The organism is Streptomyces rapamycinicus NRRL 5491 (assembly GCF_024298965.1).
Classification (GTDB): Bacteria; Actinomycetota; Actinomycetes; order Streptomycetales; family Streptomycetaceae; genus Streptomyces; species Streptomyces rapamycinicus.
This window is the reverse complement of sequence record NZ_CP085193.1, coordinates 2,693,031-2,710,141: the sequence shown is the minus strand read 5'-3', so window position 1 is coordinate 2,710,141 and position 17,111 is coordinate 2,693,031. Positions and strand designations below refer to the sequence as shown.

The window sequence follows — 17,111 nt, the reverse complement described above, 5'->3', positions numbered from 1 at the left end:
CGCGTGGCTCCCGGCTGCGGCGGCGGGCACCGGCTGCTCCCTCACTGCCAGTTCCTCCTCGTGGCTCGTCAGAAGAGCGCGAGCGGGTTGACGGGCACCCCGGTCAGCCCGTGGATACGCGGCGGCGCCACGGTGAGCAGGAAAGCATAGCGGCCCAGCTCCGCGCAGACGGCGGCGAGCTCGTCCACCTCGGCGGCGTCGATCAGGGGCAGGCCCATCATCGGCAGGGCGACCCGGTGCAGCGGCAAGGGGCAGGCGGGGTCCAGGGCGGGGTGCGCGTCGCCGATGTCGCCCGCGTAGAGCGACACACCGCGCCGGTGCATCCAGCGCACCGCGTCCAGGCTCATCCCCGGCATCGGCAGGTCGGGGTCGGGTGTCATGGGCCATCCGCAGCGGACGACCAGGGCGTCACCGGACTCCAGCCGTACGCCCTGGCGCTCCTCGGCCGCCTCGAAGTCCCGTGAGGTGACCGCATGGCCGCTGGGCAGTGGGCCGTCGGCGGCCAGGTCGAGCAGGATTCCCCGGGTGGCGATCCCGGCGGCGTACGCCGCCGTGGAGCCGTGCCGGGCGCCGGCCGGGGTCACGGCCTCCTCCACGGGCCGCCCCGGATAGACCCGTCCGTCCCGGATCGTGTGCCCCAGCGCGTCGAGGTGCGTCGAGCGCGGGTGGTGGTTGGTCACCAGCATCACATCCGCCGTGGCGGGCGCCGGGGAGCCGACGTACACCATCATCTGCTGGACCGGCGAGGCGTCCTGGGTGGAGGGCGCGAAGGGGCCGCTGATGAGCGGCGTCGGCCGGATCGGGAGCGCGAGTGACACCGTCCGGCCGGTGCGGGCCTCCGCGGCGCCCCTGGCCCGGGCTTCCCCGGTGATGAGGTTGAGCGTGCCGCGCTCGTCGTCCTCGCCCCACCGGCCCCAGTTGCTCGGCAGGTCCTCCGGCGCGCCGGTTCCTGTGTGTTGTGTGTCCATGGCGTCGAAACGTACCGCCATGGGTTACAGAGTTCAAAACTTGTAACCCATTAAGAGGCGGGGAGCGTCGGATCCGCGCGCGGGTGTGTCGCCCGACATCAGGAGGGCCGGAGCCCCGGCGGCCCGCCCGGCAAGAGCTACGATCCCGGGGCAGCCGATGACATGGGGGAAGCCGTGAGCCAAACCGCGGCGCAGCTCGTCACCGCCCTCCGCCGGGCCCGGCGCGACGCCACCGCCGAGGTGACCGTCCTGGCCGACCGGCCCGACGGCACCGTCGTCCGGTGCGGCCGCATCGTCGCCAAGGCGCATCCGCCCGGCACGGACCCGGCCGAGCTGGCCGTCCGGCTCGGCGTCGCGGCCCACCCCCGGTGCGCGGAGATACTGCTGCCGCCGGTCGACGCCATGGGAGCGCTGCCCGACGGACGGCAGGTCACCCTCTGGCCGTACGGCGAACCCGTGGCACCCGACGCGCCGGACGCCGCCCCCTGGGCCGAGGCGGGGAGGCTGCTGGCCCGGCTGCACTCCGTCCCGGTCGCCGAACTGCCCGGCCCGCTCCCGGCGATGCGCGGCCCGGCCAAGGCGGCCCGCGCCATCGCCCGGCTACGGGCGGCGGCGCTCCCCGAGGGCGCGGCCACCCGGGCCGTGCTGCGGGCCTGGGCCGGACTGCCCGGCTGGGCGCGGGGCGTGGACCGTACGGATCACATGAACAGAGGCAACGAAAGCGACAAAGGCAACGCGGGCAGCGAAGACAACAGGCTCTGCCACGGCGATCTCCACCTCGGCCAGCTCATCCGCCACCGCGCCACCGACTGGCGACTGATCGACATCGACGACCTCGGCCTCGGCGACCCGGCCTGGGACCTCGCCCGCCCCGCCGCCTGGTACGCCGCCGGGCTGCTCGCCGCCGAGGACTGGGAGCGCTTCCTGGGGGCGTACCGGGCCGCGGGCGGCTCCGCCGTGGGGGAGCGCGATCCCTGGCCGCGGCTGGACGTGCCCGCCCGCGCCCTCACCGTCCAGACCGCCGCGCTCGCGCTCGCCAAGGCGGCTGCCGCCGGACGGGCGTTGGACGAGGCCGAGGAGGCGATGGTGGAGGCGTCCGTCCGCATCGCCCACTTCATGGAGGCCGCGGGATGAGGCCGTAGGGTGAAGTCCACGCGCCCGGACGCATGTTCCGGCGCGCTCTGTCAGAAGCATGAGGAGTTGAGCGGACCATGCAGTGTCCCAAGTGCCATGCGCCGATGCACACGTACAACCGCAATGGCGTGCAGATAGAGCAGTGCAGCGGCTGCCGGGGGATCTTTCTGGACTACGGGGAGCTGGAGGCGCTGACCCGCCTTGAGTCGCAGTGGACGCAAGCGGTGCCGCCCGCTCCGCCCGGTGCTCCGCAGGCGTACCCGGCCGCACCCGCGTGGGGCGCCCCGCAGCACGGGCACCACGGCGGCCACCACGGCCACCACAAGCGCGGCTTCGGGCACATGCTCTTCTCGTCCTGAGAAGCTTCCTGGCCGGAGAAACGTCAGAGGGCCGGAGCTTTCGCTCCGGCCCTCTGACGATCGATGTGGACGATACTGGGATTGAACCAGTGACCTCTTCCGTGTCAGGGAAGCGCTCTCCCGCTGAGCTAATCGTCCGCGGGACTGCGTGCGCGATACTGGGATTGAACCAGTGACCTCTTCCGTGTCAGGGAAGCGCTCTCCCGCTGAGCTAATCGCGCGGGATGGATCCGCGAGGATCCGAGTGGACGATACTGGGATTGAACCAGTGACCTCTTCCGTGTCAGGGAAGCGCTCTCCCGCTGAGCTAATCGTCCGAGGTGGAGACGGGATTTGAACCCGTGTAGACGGCTTTGCAGGCCGTTGCCTCGCCTCTCGGCCACTCCACCAGCCGTGGGGGTCGAAACCCCCACACCGAGCGGACGACGAGATTCGAACTCGCGACCCTCACCTTGGCAAGGTGATGCTCTACCAACTGAGCCACGTCCGCAGGTGTCGTTTCTCCGGGGCGCTTCCGCGTCCCGGCGACGTGTTGAACTCTAGCGGATTCCGGGGCCAGCTCAAATTCCGTTTCCGCAGCGTGCTGCCCTGCTCGCGCGCCGCACTCCCTCCCGAGGCCGCCCTGACCTGGGCACCATAGACTCGCAACCGTGCACGACCTACCCCCGCTCGCCCGCTTCGGCGGCCTGCTCGCCACCGGTCTACGGGATGTCACCAGTGACCCGTCGGCCCTGGAAACCCAGGGTTTCTGGGCCGTTGTCGCGGACTTCGAGGGCCGTCTGGTCTGCGCTCGCTTCGGGGACGTACGGGCCGAGCCGGTGCCGCCGCCCGCGCCCGGCGGCTGGCGCGGCCCCACGGCGGGGGAGTGGACCTCGTCACTGGACCGGACCGCCTACACCGCGGGGGTGCGCGAGATCCGGCGGCGGATCGCGGCCGGTGAGGTCTACCAGGCCAACCTCTGCCGGGTGCTGTCCGCGCCGCTGCCCGATCCCGCCGCGGCCGATGTGGACGCGCTGACCGCGCTGCTGGCCCTGGGCAACCCTGCCCCGTACGCGGGCACCGTAAGGCTGCCGGCCCACGGGGTGGAGGTCGCCACGGCGTCACCAGAGCTGTTTCTGCGGCGCACCGGCCGCACCGTGGAGTCCGGCCCCATCAAGGGCACCGGCCGCGGCCCCGAGGACCTGCTGGAGAAGGACCACGCCGAGAACGTGATGATCGTGGACCTGGTCCGCAACGACCTGGGCCGGGTCTGCGCCACCGGCTCGGTGACCGTCCCGGCGCTCTGCGCGGTCGAACCGCACCCCGGTCTGGTCCATCTCGTCTCCACGGTGCGGGGCGCACTCGCCCCCGGCACCGGCTGGCCGGAACTGCTCGCGGCCACCTTCCCGCCCGGATCGGTCACCGGCGCGCCCAAGTCCAGCGCGCTGCGCGTCATCGAGGAGCTGGAGACCGCGCCCCGCGGCCCGTACTGCGGCGGTATCGGCTGGGTCGACGCCGACCGCGGCACCGGTGAGCTGGCGGTCGGGATACGGACCTTCTGGATCGACCGCGGCCCGGCCGGGACCGTGCTGCGGTTCGGCACCGGGGCGGGCATCACATGGGGCTCGGACTCGGAGCGCGAATGGGACGAAACGGAACTCAAGGCCGCCCGGCTGCTCGCGGTAGCGTCGGGTGTACAGCAGACAACGGGTGTACGGCAGACAACGGGAAGGGCGACGCGATGAAACCGGCCATCTGGCTCGATGGATCCCTCTGTGACCCGGACAGCGCCATGGTGTCCGTGTTCGACCACGGGCTCACGGTCGGCGACGGCGTCTTCGAGACCGTCAAGGTCACCGAGGGGCGGGCGTTCGCCCTCACCCGCCATCTGCGGCGGCTGGCCCGCTCGGCCGCGGGCCTCGGGCTCCCCGAGCCGGACCTGGACGAGGTGCGGCGGGGCTGCGAGGAGGTGCTCAAGGCCCACCCCGTGGCGTTCGGGCGGCTGAGGATCACCTACACCGGAGGGATCTCACCGCTCGGCTCCGACCGGGGCACGGCCGGGCCCACCGTGGTCGTCGCGCTGGTCGAGGCGTCCCGCAGGCCCGACGCCACGGCCGTGGTCACCGTCCCCTGGGCGCGCAACGAGCGCGGGGCGCTCACCGGACTGAAGACCACCTCGTACGGCGAGAACGTGGTCGCGCTCGCCCGCGCCCGCGAGCACGACGCCACCGAGGCCCTCTTCGGCAACACGGTCGGCGCGCTCTGCGAGGGCACCGGCTCCAATGTCTTCGTGGTCCTCGACGGCCAACTGCACACCCCGCCGCTCTCCTCCGGCTGCCTCGCCGGGATCACCCGCGCCCTGGTGCTGGAGTGGGTGGGCGCCAAGGAGACCGATCTGCCGCTGGACGCGCTGTACCGGGCCGAGGAGGTCTTCGTGACCTCCACGACCCGCGACGTACAGGCCGTCCACCGCGTGGACAGCCACACCCTGCCCGGCGCCCCCGGCCCGGTCACGGCCGAGGCCCTGCGGATCTTCCTTGAGCGGGCGGCCGCGGACATCGACCCCTGAACGGGTGGCCGCGGACATCGACCCCGGAACCGGCGAGCGGGGGCAGTGACCCGTGAGCGCGTGGGCGGGGACAGTGACCCGTGAGCGGGCAAGCCGGGGGACCTCACCGGCCGGTCGCGGCGGATCCGCGCCGGAAAACGGGTGACGATCGCCCGGCGGGCCGGTAGAACACCTTCGTGACCACCACCCTGCGGCCCACCGCGCCCGAACGGCACACCGACGGCGGCGGGCGTGCCCGCGCGTACGAGGTGTGCGTCAACGGCCGCCCCGTCGGCTCCGTACGCCTGGCCACCGATGCCCGCCTGGGCCCGGCGGCCGGGCGCATCGAGCAGCTCCACATCGACGAGGCCGACCGGCACCGGGGGCGTGGCACGGTCGCGGCGCTCGCCGCCGAGGAGGTGCTGCGCGGCTGGGGCTGCACGCAGCTGATGGTGAGCGTCCCCGCGTCGGCCACGACCGCCCTCGGGCTCACGGCCGCACTCGGCTACCGCGAGCGCGGCCGCAACATGGTCAAGCGGCTCACGGACCCGCCCGAGCTGCCGGAGGGCAGCGCGATACGTCCCCTCACGGACGCCGACTACCCGGCGTGGCACGCCCAGGAGCGGGCCGGATACGTCGCCGATCTGCTCGCGCGCGGGCTCACCCGGCAGCAGGCCGACACCAAGGCGGACACCGACTACGCGACGCTGCTGCCGCAGGGCCCGGACACCCCCGCGGCCCTGCTGCGCGTCCTCGCCCGCGGCGGCACGGACGTGGGCACCATCTGGATCGCGCTGCGCGAGGGGGAGCCCGACGCCGCCGAGAGCGGTGAGGCGTACGTCTACGCCGTCGAGGTCGCCGAGGAGCACCGCGGCCACGGACACGGCCGCACCCTGATGCTGGCCGCCGAGCGCGCGAGCCTGGCGCACGGGGCGCACAGCCTGGGCCTGCACGTCTTCGGCGGCAACACCCCGGCGCTGCGGCTGTACGAGTCGCTGGGCTACGAGTCGATCGAGTACCAGTTCTACAAGCCACTGCTGTAAGGGCCTGGTCCGAGGGCCTTCAGGGGCTCAGGTCCGAGGGCGTTGACGGCCTCAGGACCGCGGGCTCTCCGGGCTTCAGGACCGCTCGGCGACGAGGCGGGCGGCGATCTCCTCGACGCGCTCCCGCAGCCCCTCCTGGCTCTTGCCGCCGTCCAGCCGCTCGCCGCCGATCACATACGTGGGGGTGCCGGTGACCCCGATCGCCTTGCCCTCGGCCTGGTCCGCGTCCACGATCAGGATGTGCCGGCCGTCGACCAGCGCGGTGTCCATCTCCTCGGCGTCCAGCCCCAGTTCCCGGGCCACCTCCACCAGCAGCGGCTCACCGTGGGTCCCGAGCTCCTCGGTGCGCTCCAGGACGGCTTCGACGAACGGCCAGCCGCGCCCCTGGGCGATGGCCTCCTCGGCCGCCTGGGCCGCCGCGTGGGCATGCCGGTGGCGCTCCAGCGGGAAGTGGCGCAGCCGTATGTCCAGCGCGTCCTGGAAGCGGTCGCGCAGCGCGCGCAGATCGCCCAGGGCGGTACGGCAGTCGGGGCACTGCAGCTCGCACCAGACGTCGAGCACGGGACGGGGGGAGGGGTCGGTGTGGCTCATGGTGCCAGTCTTCCAGCCCCCGGACCCTGCTCCCTACCCGGAGATGTCCCTGATCCCGGGCCGGGGCCATGGCCCCGGCCGCCTTACGGGGTGCACGATGGACGTACCGGAAGCCCAGTTCGCGGGAGGAACGATGCTGACCGACACCATCTGCGCCGCGCTGTCCGCGGCCGGTCTGGGCATCGCCGGGCTGACCGCCTACCGCAAGCGGTTCCTGGCGGCGACGCGGATCGCCGCCTACGCCCTGATCCCGCTGGGCCTGGCCATGACCGGGATCCTGGACTGGCTGACCGACCTGGTCTTCAAGCCGAGCATCTGGCTGGGCTTCGGCCTGCTGGGCCTCTCCTGGGCGCTGTTCATGATCACGCGGGCGGTCGAGCACCGCTCCGGCGGCACCCGTAAGGAGCGCCGCGCGGCGGCAGCTGCCGAACGTGCCGGCGGGGTGTCCGCGGGGGCGTCGGAACCCGCTCTGGGGCCCGGCCGGGGAGCCACCGGGGTCAAGGCCTCGGCGAAGCCGAAGACCAAGGGCGGAACGAGCTCTGGCACAGATGACTTCTCCGACATCGAGGCCATACTCAAAAAGCACGGGATCTGACAAGCGACCGATCAAAAAACGATCACCGGTCGCAGGCGGGCTCACGGCTGGGTCATGATCTCCGCGAGATGTTGCAATCACCGCCCGGGGAGCAATCCCCCATCGAAGGACCCCCTGTTCCGCCGAGCGACGAGGCCCGTGGCTGTCTCTTCGCACTCTCGCAGCCGCCGCTGATGCTGTTCCTGGCGTTCATCGGCACCCTGCTCTTCGTGACCGCCGTCCACGACCTCTACCGGTGGTGAGGCGACGGCCCGTCCGGTTACCCGGGGTGACCGCTTGTCGATGGTGAGACGGAACCCCGCCCGGCTACCGGCGGATGGGACGGAACCCCGCCCGGCTACCGGTGGTGAGGCGTCCCGCCCGGCCTCCGGCCCCCTCCGCGGACGGTCAGCTCGCGGCCTCGCGGCGCCGGGCGCGGTACGCGGCGACATGCAGCCGATTGCCGCAGGTACGGCTGTCGCAGTAGCGCCGGGAGCGGTTGCGGGACAGGTCCACGAAGGCGTGGCGGCAGTCCGGGGCCTCACAGCGGCGCAGCCGCTCCCGCTCGCCCCCCACCACGAGGAACGCCAGCGCCATCCCGCAGTCGGCGGCGAGGTGGTCGGCCAGCGAGGCACCGGGCGCGAAGTAGTGCACATGCCAGTCGTAGCCGTCGTGGTCGGTGAGCCGGGGCGTGGTGCCGGCCGCGGCGATCATCGCGTTGAGCAGTTCGGCGGTGCGGCGGGCGGCGGCCTCGTTCCCGGCCGCCGCGAAGACCTCGGCGAACCGGGCCCGTAGGGCCCGTACCGCGGTGAGGTCGCGCTCCCCGAGCGTGCCGATGTCGCTGATGTCATTGCGCTCGACGAATTGGCGCAGTGCGGGGACATCGGCGAGGTCGTCCCGGTCCGCGCCCTCGGGCGCGGTGTTCACCAGATCGACGACGGCGTCGAGCGCGCACCGGGTGTCGTGGTTGATCAGCACGATTGGCTCCCTGGCCGGCTGGGTCGGCGGCTGCCCCTGGGCTGCCCTCGATCTGCCCGACTCTAGTCCTGCCGGGCCCCGGGCGTTCACCAAGCGGCCCCGGGCGGTCATGCGACGGTGCCGGACGGTCACACGACGGTGCCGTCACCGCGGGTGCTGCCGCGGCGACGGCACCGTCGCCTGCCTCTGCCGTTGTCGGGATTGCCATGGTCGGGATCTTCGGTACGTGATGCGGTCGCGCCCCGGCTCGCGCCGTCTCCCCGAGTCGGACGGCCGAGCGCTCAGCTCTCGCCGGGTCTCAGCTCTCCGCCAGGATGTGGGAGAGCTCTGTGTCGAGGTCGAAATGGCGGTGTTCGGTACCGGGTGGCACCGCGGCGTCGGTTCGCTTCAGGAACGACTCCAGGGCCCGCGCCGGGGCTTCGAGCAGTGCCTCCCCCTCCGGGGAGCTCAGGGCGATGCAGACGACTCCCTGGCCGTGGCTGCGGGACGGCCACACCCGGACGTCGCCGGTGCCGGTGGGCCGGTGCAGACCCTCGGCGAGAAGATCGCGGGCAAACACCCATTCGACCGTCTCTTCGGCTCCGGTGTGGAAGGTGGCGTGCACGGCGTAAGGGTCGGCCGTGTCATACCGCAGGCCCGCGGGTACAGGCAGTGAGGATTCGCTCGACACAACGAGGCGCAGGTGCAGCTCGCAGCTGACCGTGGTGTTCATAAGCGCCAGGGCCTTTCGCTCAGTGTGCGCTCGGGGATTCGCACGTCGGCGAAATCGACATGCCACCTACGGTGCCGTTGTAAACCCCTCTGACCGTTTTGCGGCTCTTCTGGTAGCTCATGCGGCCCAGCTCCGGACCGGCCACTACCGCCGTTCCGGTGACTTCAAACGATCAGGTAAGTTGGGTCACATGAATGCGGAGAGTGACGGGCGGCACGGGACTGCCGAAACGGGGCCCCAGGTCGCGACGGGGGGCGATGCGCCGAAGAAGGAGCCGGTATGGGGCTCCCGGGCGCCGCGGTTCATCAAGCGGTCCCGCCCGCTCCACCTGAGCTGGCAGGTTGGCGTGTTCATCGTCGGTCTCGGGGTCGTGGGCCTGGGCGTCATTCTGCTGCCCCTGCCCGGTCCGGGATGGCTGGTGATCTTCGCCGGAATGGCGATCTGGGCGACCGAGTTCGTCTGGGCGCAGCTGGTGCTTGCCTGGACGAAGCGCAAGGTCACCGAGGCGGCGCACCGTGCCCTTGACCCGAGGGTGCGCAGGCGCAATCTCATACTGACCACGATCGCGGTGGTGATCTGCGCCGTGGCGGTGTCGGCCTATGTGTGGAAGTTCGGTGTCGTGATGCCGTGGAAGATCGAGCAGTGAGCGGCCCGGCGTCGTAGGACTGGTCATGAGCACGGTCCGGCATACGCTAATCTTGGGCGTGCGCCAGGGCGATTAGCTCAGTGGGAGAGCGCTTCGTTCACACCGAAGAGGTCACTGGTTCGAACCCAGTATCGCCCACCCTGGACCGAGGGCCCGGAAGGCATCTGCCTTCCGGGCCCTCGGTGTTGCCGCATGTCCGAAGGTGTTGTGTGCGGGGTGGTCGGCACGGCCCGCCAAGCGCTTTCGTCGAAGCGCTTCACCTCGATCCTGAGTGATCCTGTCCGAACCGTTGACGTACGCCTCGTTGGTCCCTAACTTGTCCCGGCAAGCGCTTGCCTAAAACGTTTCAAGCTAACGGGGGCAGTCGGACGACCTGCCCGGGAGGGGCGTGTCATGGGTGCTGGGCGATGGACGGCGAGGGCGAGAGGGGTCCGGGCGGTCGCGGCCGTGGTGGCCGCACTGGGGCTGCTGGCCACCGGCTGCGGCGGGGGAAGCGGTTCCGGGGACGGCAAGGTGACCATCCGCTACTCGTGGTGGGGCGCCAAGGACCGCGCGGAGCTGATCCAGAAGACGGTCAAGCTCTTCGAGAAGGAACATCCGAACATCAAGGTCAAGACGGACTTCTCCGAATACACCGATTTCTGGAGCAAGTTCAATACCCAGGCCGCGGGCGGAAACGCCCCGGACGTCTTCCAGAACTCCTACGCCTTCCTGCGCAAATACGGCGACAAGAACCTGCTGCTGGATCTGAACGGTCAGGCCGACGCCGGAAATCTCAGCCTGAAGGGATTCCGCGACGGACTGGAGAAGGCCGGGGATATCGACGGCAAACTCCTCGGAGTGCCGGTCGGCGCCAATACCTTCGCCTTCTTCTACAACCCGGACGCGTTTCAGAAGGCCGGGGTGACCGTCAAGGACGGATGGACCTGGGACGACTTCTTCGCGGCCGCCAAGAAGGTGCGCAAGAGCGACGGCACCCTCTACGGCGCCAGCGACAACGCCAATGTGATGTACCTCTACGACCTGTATCTGCGGCAGCACGGCAAGGCGTTCTTCACCAAGGACGACAAGCTCGGCTTCACCAAGGACGACCTCACCGAGTGGTGGGGCCGCTGGCAGCAGCATGCCAAGGCCGATGAACTGGTGCCGGGCAAGAAGTCCGAGCAGGCCAAGCCCAAGGCGTCGATCAGCGCCGATCTGTCGGCCTCCGAGTTCACCTGGGACAACTTCCTGGTCCGCTTCGCCGCCGAGACCAAGACCACCCTCGACCTCGGGCCGATCCCGACCACGGACGGCAAGCGCACCGCCCAGTACCTCTCCTCGCTGATGCTCAGCGGTTCCGCCCGCACCCAGCACCCCAAGGAAGTCGCCCAGTTCATCGACTTCATGACCCATGACCCCGAGGTGGGCAAGATCATGGGCTACAACCGCGGCATCCCGGCGACCACCGCCCAGTACGACGCCTACCGGCCCCAGGGCGTCGACGCCAAGATCGCCGCGTATGAGAAGAGCGTGAGCGCCAAGCTGGAGCCGATCACCCCGCATCCGGCCGGCGCCGATGTCGCCGAGGCCGCCTTCCTGAGGATCTACACCCAGGTCGCGCTGGGGCAGAGTTCGATGGGCAAGGCGGTCGACCAGTTCTTCAGCGAGGCCGAGTCCGCGCTCGGCTCGTGAGGAGAGCTTCCGTGACACCGACCACGACGCGGGCGGCGGACGGAGTGCGGCCCCCCGGCGGGACGACCCCCGGGAAGGCCACCCCCGGCGCCCGCCCCGCCCCGGCGGCGGGGCGGCGCCAGGGCCGCCGGGAAACCCTCGCGGGCTATCTCTTCCTGACGCCCTGGTGCGTCGGGATCCTGCTGCTCACCCTCGGCCCGATGCTCGTCTCGCTCTATCTGGCGTTCACCGACTACAACCTCTTCGACTCGCCCCGGTGGATCGGGTTCAAGAACTTCCAGGACCTCTTCGCGGACGACCGCTGGTGGACCTCGGTCCAGGTGACGCTGAAGTACGTACTGATCGGCACCCCGCTGAAGCTGGCGGCGGCGCTCGCCGTGGCGCTGCTGCTGGTCAAACCCCGTAAGGGTCAGGGCTTCTACCGCTCGGCGTTCTACGCCCCCTCGCTCATCGGCGCCAGTGTGAGCATCGGCGTCGTCTGGCGGGCGATCTTCAACGACAATGCGATAGTCGACAAGTCGATGAGTCTCTTCGGATGGGACGTCGGCGGCTGGATCGGCGACCCGGACTGGGCCCTGCCCACCCTCGTCACCCTGACCGTCTGGCAGTTCGGCGCGCCGATGGTGATCTTCCTGGCCGGGCTGAAGCAGGTGCCCAGCGAGCTGTACGAGGCCGCCGAGATGGACGGCGCCGGCCGCTGGCGGCGGTTCCGGTCCATCACCCTGCCGATGATCTCGCCGGTGCTCTTCTTCAACCTCCTGCTGGAGCTCATCCACTCGTTCCAGGTCTTCACCTCGGCGGTGGTGATCGCGGGGTCGGGCACCAACACCGGCGGACCGGGCGACTCCCTGCTGGTTTACGGCTGGTACCTCTACGAGCAGGGCTTCCGCAATCTGCGCATGGGCTACGCCGCCGCGATGGCCTGGATGCTGATGCTCGGCATCGGCCTGGTGACCGCCGTGCTGTTCAAGACCCAGCGGGGTTGGGTGCACTACGAGGAGGACGCCCGGTGAGTGGATTTGTGGCGGCGGTCGGGCGGTGGCGGGTGCGCTCGGTCATCTGGCATGTGGGGGCGCTCGCCGTGCTTGCGGTGATCCTCTACCCCGTGGTGTGGGTGATCGGCGGCTCGTTCAAGCCCGGTGACCAGATCGTCGGCAGCCTCCAGTTGCTGCCCACCGATCCGATCACGGACAACTACCGGCGGCTCAGCGACGGCATCGCGGACGTGCCGATCTCGACCTTCTTCACCAACTCGCTGCTGCTGGCCGTCGGTTCGGTGATCGGCGTGCTGTTCTCCTGCTCACTGGCTGCCTACGCCTTTGCCAGGATCCGCTTCGCGGGGCGCAACGCGCTGTTCACGCTCATGATCTCCACCCTGCTGCTGCCGTTCCAGGTGTTGATCATTCCGCAGTACATCCTGTTCCAGAAGCTGGACCTGATCAATACGTATGTGCCGCTGCTGCTCGGCAAGTACCTGGCGGCGGACGCCTTCTTCGTCTTCCTGATGGTGCAGTTCATGCGCGGACTGCCCCGGGAACTGGACGAGGCCGCCCGGCTGGACGGCTGTGGCCATCTGCGCATCTACTGGAACATCGTGCTGCCGCTGTGCCGCCCGGCCCTGATCACCAGCGCGATCTTCACCTTCATCTGGTCCTGGAACGACTTCATCGGACCGCTGCTCTACCTCAACGAACCGGACAAGTACACGGTCTCGATGGGCCTGAAGCTCTTCATCGACCAGGACTCCGTCGCCGACTACGGAGGCATGGTCGCCATGTCGATGGTCGCCCTGCTGCCGGTGCTGCTGTTCTTCCTGGCCTTCCAGCGCTATCTGGTCGAGGGCGCGGCGACTTCCGGGCTGAAGGGCTGAGGCCGTCATGGGACGAGCCATCGGAGCTGCCGGAGGAGACGCCGCCGTACGGCGTACCGCGCACGGCCCGCTGCGCTTCGCGCTGTTCGCCGAATGCCTGCTGACCGGCGTCTGGGTGGTGCTCGCCGCCCTGCCGGTGATCACCCTGCTGCCCGCGTTCGCCGCCGGCTGTGCGCACCTGGGCCGCCACCTGGACGGTGAACGGTCCACCTGGCGGGACTTCCTGGCCGGGCTGCGGGAGGCGACCCGGAGCGGCTGGCGGTTCTCCCTGCTGTGGTGGGCGGCGCTCGCGCTGTTCGGCTTCGATCTGCGGGTGGCCCGCTCCGGGGCCCTGCCCGGCGGGCCCGCGCTCATCGCCGTGAGCGTGGCGGGTCTGCTCGCGGTGGTCGTCCTCGGGCTGCGGACGGCGGCCTTACGGCGGCCCGGCACCGCTTGGCCCGATGCCGCCCGTACCGCCGCACGCCGGGGGGTGGCCACCGACCCCGGCGGATCGCTGCTGCTCATCGGCGGGCTCGCAGTACTCGCCGTGGCCGCCTGGCAGATGCTGCCGCTGATCGCCCCGGCCGTGGGTGCTCTCGCGGGCTGTGCGGTCGCGGTGGAGCGCCGCGCCCGCGGCTGACCCGGCGCCGCCCCTCCCCGGTGCCTTCTCTGCCGACTCATGTCATGCACCTGTCCCCGTACGAAAGGTGAAGCGGACATGCCCCCGATCCCCCGTCGCAACCTTCTCAAGGCCGCGGCCGCCACCGGCGCCGCCGTGCCGTTCTCCTGGCTGCTCGCCCACAACGCCCCGCAGGCCGCCGCCGACAGCCCCGCCCGGAAGGCCGTCGGCCAGCCCGTGGACATCACCTGGCTGGAGGACGGCGGCCTGGGCGCGGCCGCGGGCTCCACCTTCGGCGTCCCCTGGCCCAAGGGCACCCACCCCGGCAACCGGACCTTCGCGCTGACCACCGCCGACGGCACCCACGTGCCCCTGCAGACCTGGGCCACCGCCTACTGGCCCGACGGCTCGCTGAAGTGGACCGCGCACGCGGCGGGGGAGGGCCTCACCGGCAGCTCCTACCGGCTCACCACCGGCACGCCCGCCGCGCCCGCCAAGAAGGTCACCGTCTCCGAGAGCGGCGGCAGGATCACCATCGACACCGGGGTCATCAGGGCCGTCATCGGTAAGGACGGCGAGCAGCTCGTACGCTCCGTCACCCGCGGCTCCACCGAGATCGCCCGCGACGGCCGGCTGGTCCTGCTCCGCCAGCGCGACGTGGACGACGGCGACCACGGCCGCGCCGAGTGGGAGCGGTTCGACGGTGAGATCAGCGGGGCGAAGGTCGAGCAGAGGGGGCCCGTCCGTGCCGTCGTGCGCATCGACGGCAAGCACCGCAAGGGCCGCCGCGCCTGGCTCCCCTTCAGCGTCCGGCTCTACTTCTACGCGGGCGCCGACTCCTTCCGCATGGTGCACACCATCACGTTCGACGGCGACCAGAACAAAGACTTCATCCGGGGTCTCGGCGTCCGCTTCGCCGTGCCGATGCGCGACGAGGCGTACGACCGCCACATCCGCATCGCGGGCGAGGGCAAGGGGTTCCTCACCGAGGCCGTCAAGGGCGTCACCGGACTGCGCCGCGACCCCGGCGAGGGCGTCCGCACCGCCCAGGTCAAGGGCGAGAAACTGCCCGACCCGGCCGGCTGGGACCAGCGCGTCACCTCCCGGCTGCACCTGATCCCCACCTGGGGCGACTACACCCTCTCCCAGCTCTCCGCCGACGGCTTCACCCTGCGCAAGCGCACCGAGCCCGGCCACGGCTGGATCGCCGCGGGCGGCGGCGGACGCGCGGGCGGCTTCGGCTACGTCGGCGGCGTCAGCGGCGGACTCTCCTTCGGACTGCGCGACTTCTGGGAGAAGTTCCCCGCCCAGCTGGACATCCGCGGCGCCGCCGGGGCCGAGGCCGAGGTCACCCTGTGGCTCTGGTCCCCCGAGGCCCAGCCCATGGACCTGCGCTTCTACCACGACGGCATGGGCCAGGACACCTACCCCGAACAGCTCGAGGGCCTCGAGATCACTTACGAGGACTACGAGCCCGGCTTCGGCACCCCGTACGGCATCGCCCGCACCAGCGAACTCACCTTCTGGGCCAACGCGGCCACCCCCGTCGCCGGCACCCTCGTCCGGCAGGCAGCAGCCGTGCGCACCCCGCCCCAACTGGCCGCCGGACCCGCCGACCTGGTCCGCGCCAAGGTCTTCGGCGGCCTCTTCGCCCCCGTCGACCGCTCCACCCCCGCCAGGGCGAAGGTCGAGGACCGGCTGGACTTCCTCTTCGATTACCACAAGGGCCAGGTCGAACAGCGCCGTTGGTACGGCTTCTGGGACTACGGCGACATCATGCACACCTACGACGGCGACCGGCACCAGTGGCGGTACGACGTCGGCGGCTACGCCTGGGACAACTCCGAGCTCTCGCCCGACCTGTGGCTGTGGCTGGCGTATCTGCGCTCCGGCCGCTCCGACATCTTCCGCTTCGCCGAATCCATGACCCGGCACACCGGCGAGGTCGACGCCTACCACCTCGGCGAATGGGCCGGGCTCGGCACCCGGCACGGCGTCCAGCACTTCGCCGACAGCGCCAAACAGCAGCGCATCTCCACTGCCCTGTACCGCCGCTACTACTACTTCCTCACCGCGGACGAGCGGATCGGCGACATCATGCACGCCCTCGTCGACTCCGACGAGACCTTCCTCGTCCTCGATCCACAGCGCAAGGTCCGCGACGACCCCGACTACGAGCCCGATCCGCACGCCCTGGACATCGGCTTCGGCACCGACTGGAGCGGCCTCGCCGGGGCCTGGCTCACCGAATGGGAGCGGCGCGGGCCGAAGGCGAAGAAGGCCGAGGCGCGGCTGCGCTCCACCATGGAGACCATCGCGGCCCAGCCCAACGGCTTCGTCCAGGGCAGCGGGCTGTACGACCTCGACACCGGCAAGTACGCCATCGCCGACCAGCCCAAGGTCAGCGTCTCCCATCTGTCCGCGGTCTTCGGCCTGGTCGAGGTCTGCGCCGAGGTGATCGACCTCATCGACCTGCCGAAGTTCAAGGAGGCATGGCTGGACTACTGCCGCTACTTCAACGCCACCAAGGCCGAGCAGAAGGCCCGCTACGGCACCGACTTCGGCTCACTGATCCTGGTCCAGGGCCACTCCCGGCTCGACGCCTACGCCGCCGTCCAGCTGAAGGACGACAAGCTGGCCGCCCGCGCCTGGCAGAAGTTCGCCGAATACCACGAGGGCGACGGCTACCCGGATGCCACCATCAGCTGGAAGTCGGTGCGGGTGGAGGGCCCCGACGTGCTGGAGCCCGGCGTCGAGGCGGCCTGGGTGAGCACCAACGCCACCGCCCAGTACGGCCTCGCCGCGATCCAGAACCTCGCGCTCGTCGGCGACAAGCTGCCGGGCTAGCCATGCCGTGATGGCCGGACCAGACTGAGGGCATGGACTGGTGCCATTACCGTTTCCGCAGCCGATGGGACCTCGACGCTCCGCCCGCCGCCGTCTTCGCGGTGCTGGCGAACGGCGACGACTATCCGCGGTGGTGGCCCCAGGTCCGTGAGGTCCGGCGGATCGACGAGCGCAGCGGCGCCGCCCGCTTCCGCTCCCTCGTCCCGTACGACCTGCGGCTGATCGTCAGCGAGGCACGGCAGGACCCGGCGGACGGCGTGCTGGAGATCGGCTTCGCGGGCGATCTGGAGGGCTGGGCGCGCTGGACGGTGCTGCCCCAGGGGACCGGCACCCGCGCCCTCTTCGAACAGGAGGTGGTGGCCCGCAAGCCGCTGCTGCGCCGTCTCGCGCTCCCCGGGCGCCCCGTCTTCCGGGTCAACCACGCCCTGATGATGCGCTCCGGGCTGCGGGGGCTGCGGGCGCACCTCGCCGCGCGGCCCGCCGGTCCGGCGGGGGCGCCGCCCGGTCCGGCCTCCGGACCCTCCGGCGGAAATGCGGTTTGAACCAAACCCGCCGCGACCTGTATTGTTCAGGTCGTTCCACCGGGGAGA

18 protein-coding genes and 6 tRNA genes are annotated in these 17,111 nt (G+C 70.9%); 15 read left to right on the top strand and 9 right to left on the bottom strand.

Annotated elements, in window-relative coordinates:
- Positions 1 to 68: 68 nt before the first annotated feature.
- Positions 69 to 968 (bottom strand): cyclase family protein, encoded by a 900-nt coding sequence (locus tag LIV37_RS10680; protein WP_121826121.1) that lies wholly within the window; start codon positions 966 to 968, stop codon positions 69 to 71.
- A 174-nt stretch (positions 969 to 1,142) separates the two neighbouring features.
- Here LIV37_RS10680 and LIV37_RS10675 point away from each other — a divergent pair, with 174 nt between their 5' ends.
- Positions 1,143 to 2,102 (top strand): phosphotransferase, encoded by a 960-nt coding sequence (locus LIV37_RS10675; protein ID WP_243146368.1) that lies wholly within the window; start codon positions 1,143 to 1,145, stop codon positions 2,100 to 2,102.
- Between the two features lie 77 nt (positions 2,103 to 2,179).
- Positions 2,180 to 2,461, top strand: coding sequence for a TFIIB-type zinc ribbon-containing protein (locus tag LIV37_RS10670; RefSeq protein WP_020867118.1), 282 nt, complete (start codon positions 2,180 to 2,182; stop codon positions 2,459 to 2,461).
- 66 nt (positions 2,462 to 2,527) lie between these two features.
- Here LIV37_RS10670 and LIV37_RS10665 read toward each other — a convergent pair.
- The 5 genes from LIV37_RS10665 to LIV37_RS10645 form a co-directional block, all read right to left on the bottom strand.
- Positions 2,528 to 2,599, bottom strand: a tRNA-Val gene (locus tag LIV37_RS10665).
- Positions 2,600 to 2,610: 11 nt separating this feature from the next.
- Positions 2,611 to 2,682, bottom strand: a tRNA-Val gene (locus LIV37_RS10660).
- Positions 2,683 to 2,706: 24 nt separating this feature from the next.
- Positions 2,707 to 2,778: transfer RNA gene (locus tag LIV37_RS10655), tRNA-Val, on the bottom strand.
- Position 2,779: 1 nt separating this feature from the next.
- Positions 2,780 to 2,850, bottom strand: a tRNA-Cys gene (locus LIV37_RS10650).
- A 28-nt stretch (positions 2,851 to 2,878) separates the two neighbouring features.
- Positions 2,879 to 2,951 (bottom strand) — tRNA-Gly (locus tag LIV37_RS10645).
- Positions 2,952 to 3,111: 160 nt separating this feature from the next.
- On the opposite strand from LIV37_RS10645, the gene LIV37_RS10640 reads away from it, so the two are divergent.
- The 3 genes from LIV37_RS10640 to LIV37_RS10630 all read left to right on the top strand — a co-directional run bounded on the left by LIV37_RS10640 (position 3,112) and on the right by LIV37_RS10630 (position 6,031).
- Positions 3,112 to 4,185: a chorismate-binding protein gene (locus tag LIV37_RS10640; RefSeq protein WP_020867117.1), complete on the top strand. Its 1,074-nt coding sequence runs from the start codon at positions 3,112 to 3,114 to the stop codon at positions 4,183 to 4,185.
- The gene (locus tag LIV37_RS10635; RefSeq protein WP_020867116.1) at positions 4,182 to 5,009 is read left to right on the top strand and encodes an aminotransferase class IV; all 828 of its coding nucleotides are present in this window, start codon (positions 4,182 to 4,184) and stop codon (positions 5,007 to 5,009) included. The genes LIV37_RS10640 and LIV37_RS10635 overlap by 4 nt, the downstream gene beginning before the upstream one ends.
- Positions 5,010 to 5,185: 176 nt before the next feature.
- Positions 5,186 to 6,031 (top strand): GNAT family N-acetyltransferase, encoded by an 846-nt coding sequence (locus tag LIV37_RS10630; RefSeq protein WP_020867115.1) that lies wholly within the window; start codon positions 5,186 to 5,188, stop codon positions 6,029 to 6,031.
- Positions 6,032 to 6,106: 75 nt separating this feature from the next.
- On the opposite strand, the gene LIV37_RS10625 is transcribed toward LIV37_RS10630, so the two are convergent.
- Positions 6,107 to 6,622 (bottom strand): DsbA family protein, encoded by a 516-nt coding sequence (locus LIV37_RS10625; protein WP_020867114.1) that lies wholly within the window; start codon positions 6,620 to 6,622, stop codon positions 6,107 to 6,109.
- 133 nt (positions 6,623 to 6,755) lie between these two features.
- Between LIV37_RS10625 and LIV37_RS10620 the strand changes: the two genes are divergently transcribed.
- Both LIV37_RS10620 and LIV37_RS10615 read left to right on the top strand, forming a co-directional pair.
- Positions 6,756 to 7,217: a hypothetical protein gene (locus LIV37_RS10620; protein WP_020867113.1), complete on the top strand. Its 462-nt coding sequence runs from the start codon at positions 6,756 to 6,758 to the stop codon at positions 7,215 to 7,217.
- Positions 7,218 to 7,285: 68 nt separating this feature from the next.
- Complete coding sequence (locus LIV37_RS10615; RefSeq protein WP_167525891.1) at positions 7,286 to 7,459, top strand: hypothetical protein; 174 nt, start codon at positions 7,286 to 7,288, stop codon at positions 7,457 to 7,459.
- Between the two features lie 145 nt (positions 7,460 to 7,604).
- Here LIV37_RS10615 and LIV37_RS10610 read toward each other — a convergent pair whose 3' ends face one another.
- Together LIV37_RS10610 and LIV37_RS10605 are read right to left on the bottom strand one after the other, a co-directional pair.
- Complete coding sequence (locus tag LIV37_RS10610; RefSeq protein ID WP_020867111.1) at positions 7,605 to 8,174, bottom strand: CGNR zinc finger domain-containing protein; 570 nt, start codon at positions 8,172 to 8,174, stop codon at positions 7,605 to 7,607.
- Between the two features lie 298 nt (positions 8,175 to 8,472).
- Positions 8,473 to 8,886: an SsgA family sporulation/cell division regulator gene (locus LIV37_RS10605; RefSeq protein ID WP_003959770.1), complete on the bottom strand. Its 414-nt coding sequence runs from the start codon at positions 8,884 to 8,886 to the stop codon at positions 8,473 to 8,475.
- Between the two features lie 190 nt (positions 8,887 to 9,076).
- On the opposite strand from LIV37_RS10605, the gene LIV37_RS10600 reads away from it, so the two are divergent.
- The 8 genes from LIV37_RS10600 (at position 9,077) to LIV37_RS10565 (ending at position 17,063) form a co-directional block, all read left to right on the top strand.
- Positions 9,077 to 9,532 (top strand): TIGR02611 family protein, encoded by a 456-nt coding sequence (locus LIV37_RS10600; RefSeq protein ID WP_020867110.1) that lies wholly within the window; start codon positions 9,077 to 9,079, stop codon positions 9,530 to 9,532.
- 66 nt (positions 9,533 to 9,598) lie between these two features.
- Positions 9,599 to 9,670: transfer RNA gene (locus tag LIV37_RS10595), tRNA-Val, on the top strand.
- 255 nt (positions 9,671 to 9,925) lie between these two features.
- Positions 9,926 to 11,206 (top strand): ABC transporter substrate-binding protein, encoded by a 1,281-nt coding sequence (locus tag LIV37_RS10590; protein ID WP_121825615.1) that lies wholly within the window; start codon positions 9,926 to 9,928, stop codon positions 11,204 to 11,206.
- An 11-nt stretch (positions 11,207 to 11,217) separates the two neighbouring features.
- Positions 11,218 to 12,219, top strand: coding sequence for a carbohydrate ABC transporter permease (locus LIV37_RS10585; RefSeq protein ID WP_020867108.1), 1,002 nt, complete (start codon positions 11,218 to 11,220; stop codon positions 12,217 to 12,219).
- Positions 12,216 to 13,076, top strand: coding sequence for a carbohydrate ABC transporter permease (locus LIV37_RS10580; RefSeq protein WP_121825616.1), 861 nt, complete (start codon positions 12,216 to 12,218; stop codon positions 13,074 to 13,076). The genes LIV37_RS10585 and LIV37_RS10580 overlap by 4 nt, the downstream gene beginning before the upstream one ends.
- 7 nt (positions 13,077 to 13,083) lie before the next feature.
- On the top strand, positions 13,084 to 13,695 hold the full coding sequence (locus LIV37_RS10575; protein ID WP_020867106.1) for a YesL family protein: 612 nt from the start codon (positions 13,084 to 13,086) through the stop codon (positions 13,693 to 13,695).
- Positions 13,696 to 13,773: 78 nt separating this feature from the next.
- Entirely contained in the window at positions 13,774 to 16,521 is a 2,748-nt protein-coding gene (locus LIV37_RS10570) for an exo-rhamnogalacturonan lyase family protein (RefSeq protein WP_020867105.1), read from the top strand.
- Between the two features lie 32 nt (positions 16,522 to 16,553).
- Positions 16,554 to 17,063, top strand: coding sequence for an SRPBCC family protein (locus LIV37_RS10565; RefSeq protein ID WP_020867104.1), 510 nt, complete (start codon positions 16,554 to 16,556; stop codon positions 17,061 to 17,063).
- Positions 17,064 to 17,111: the final 48 nt, after the last annotated feature.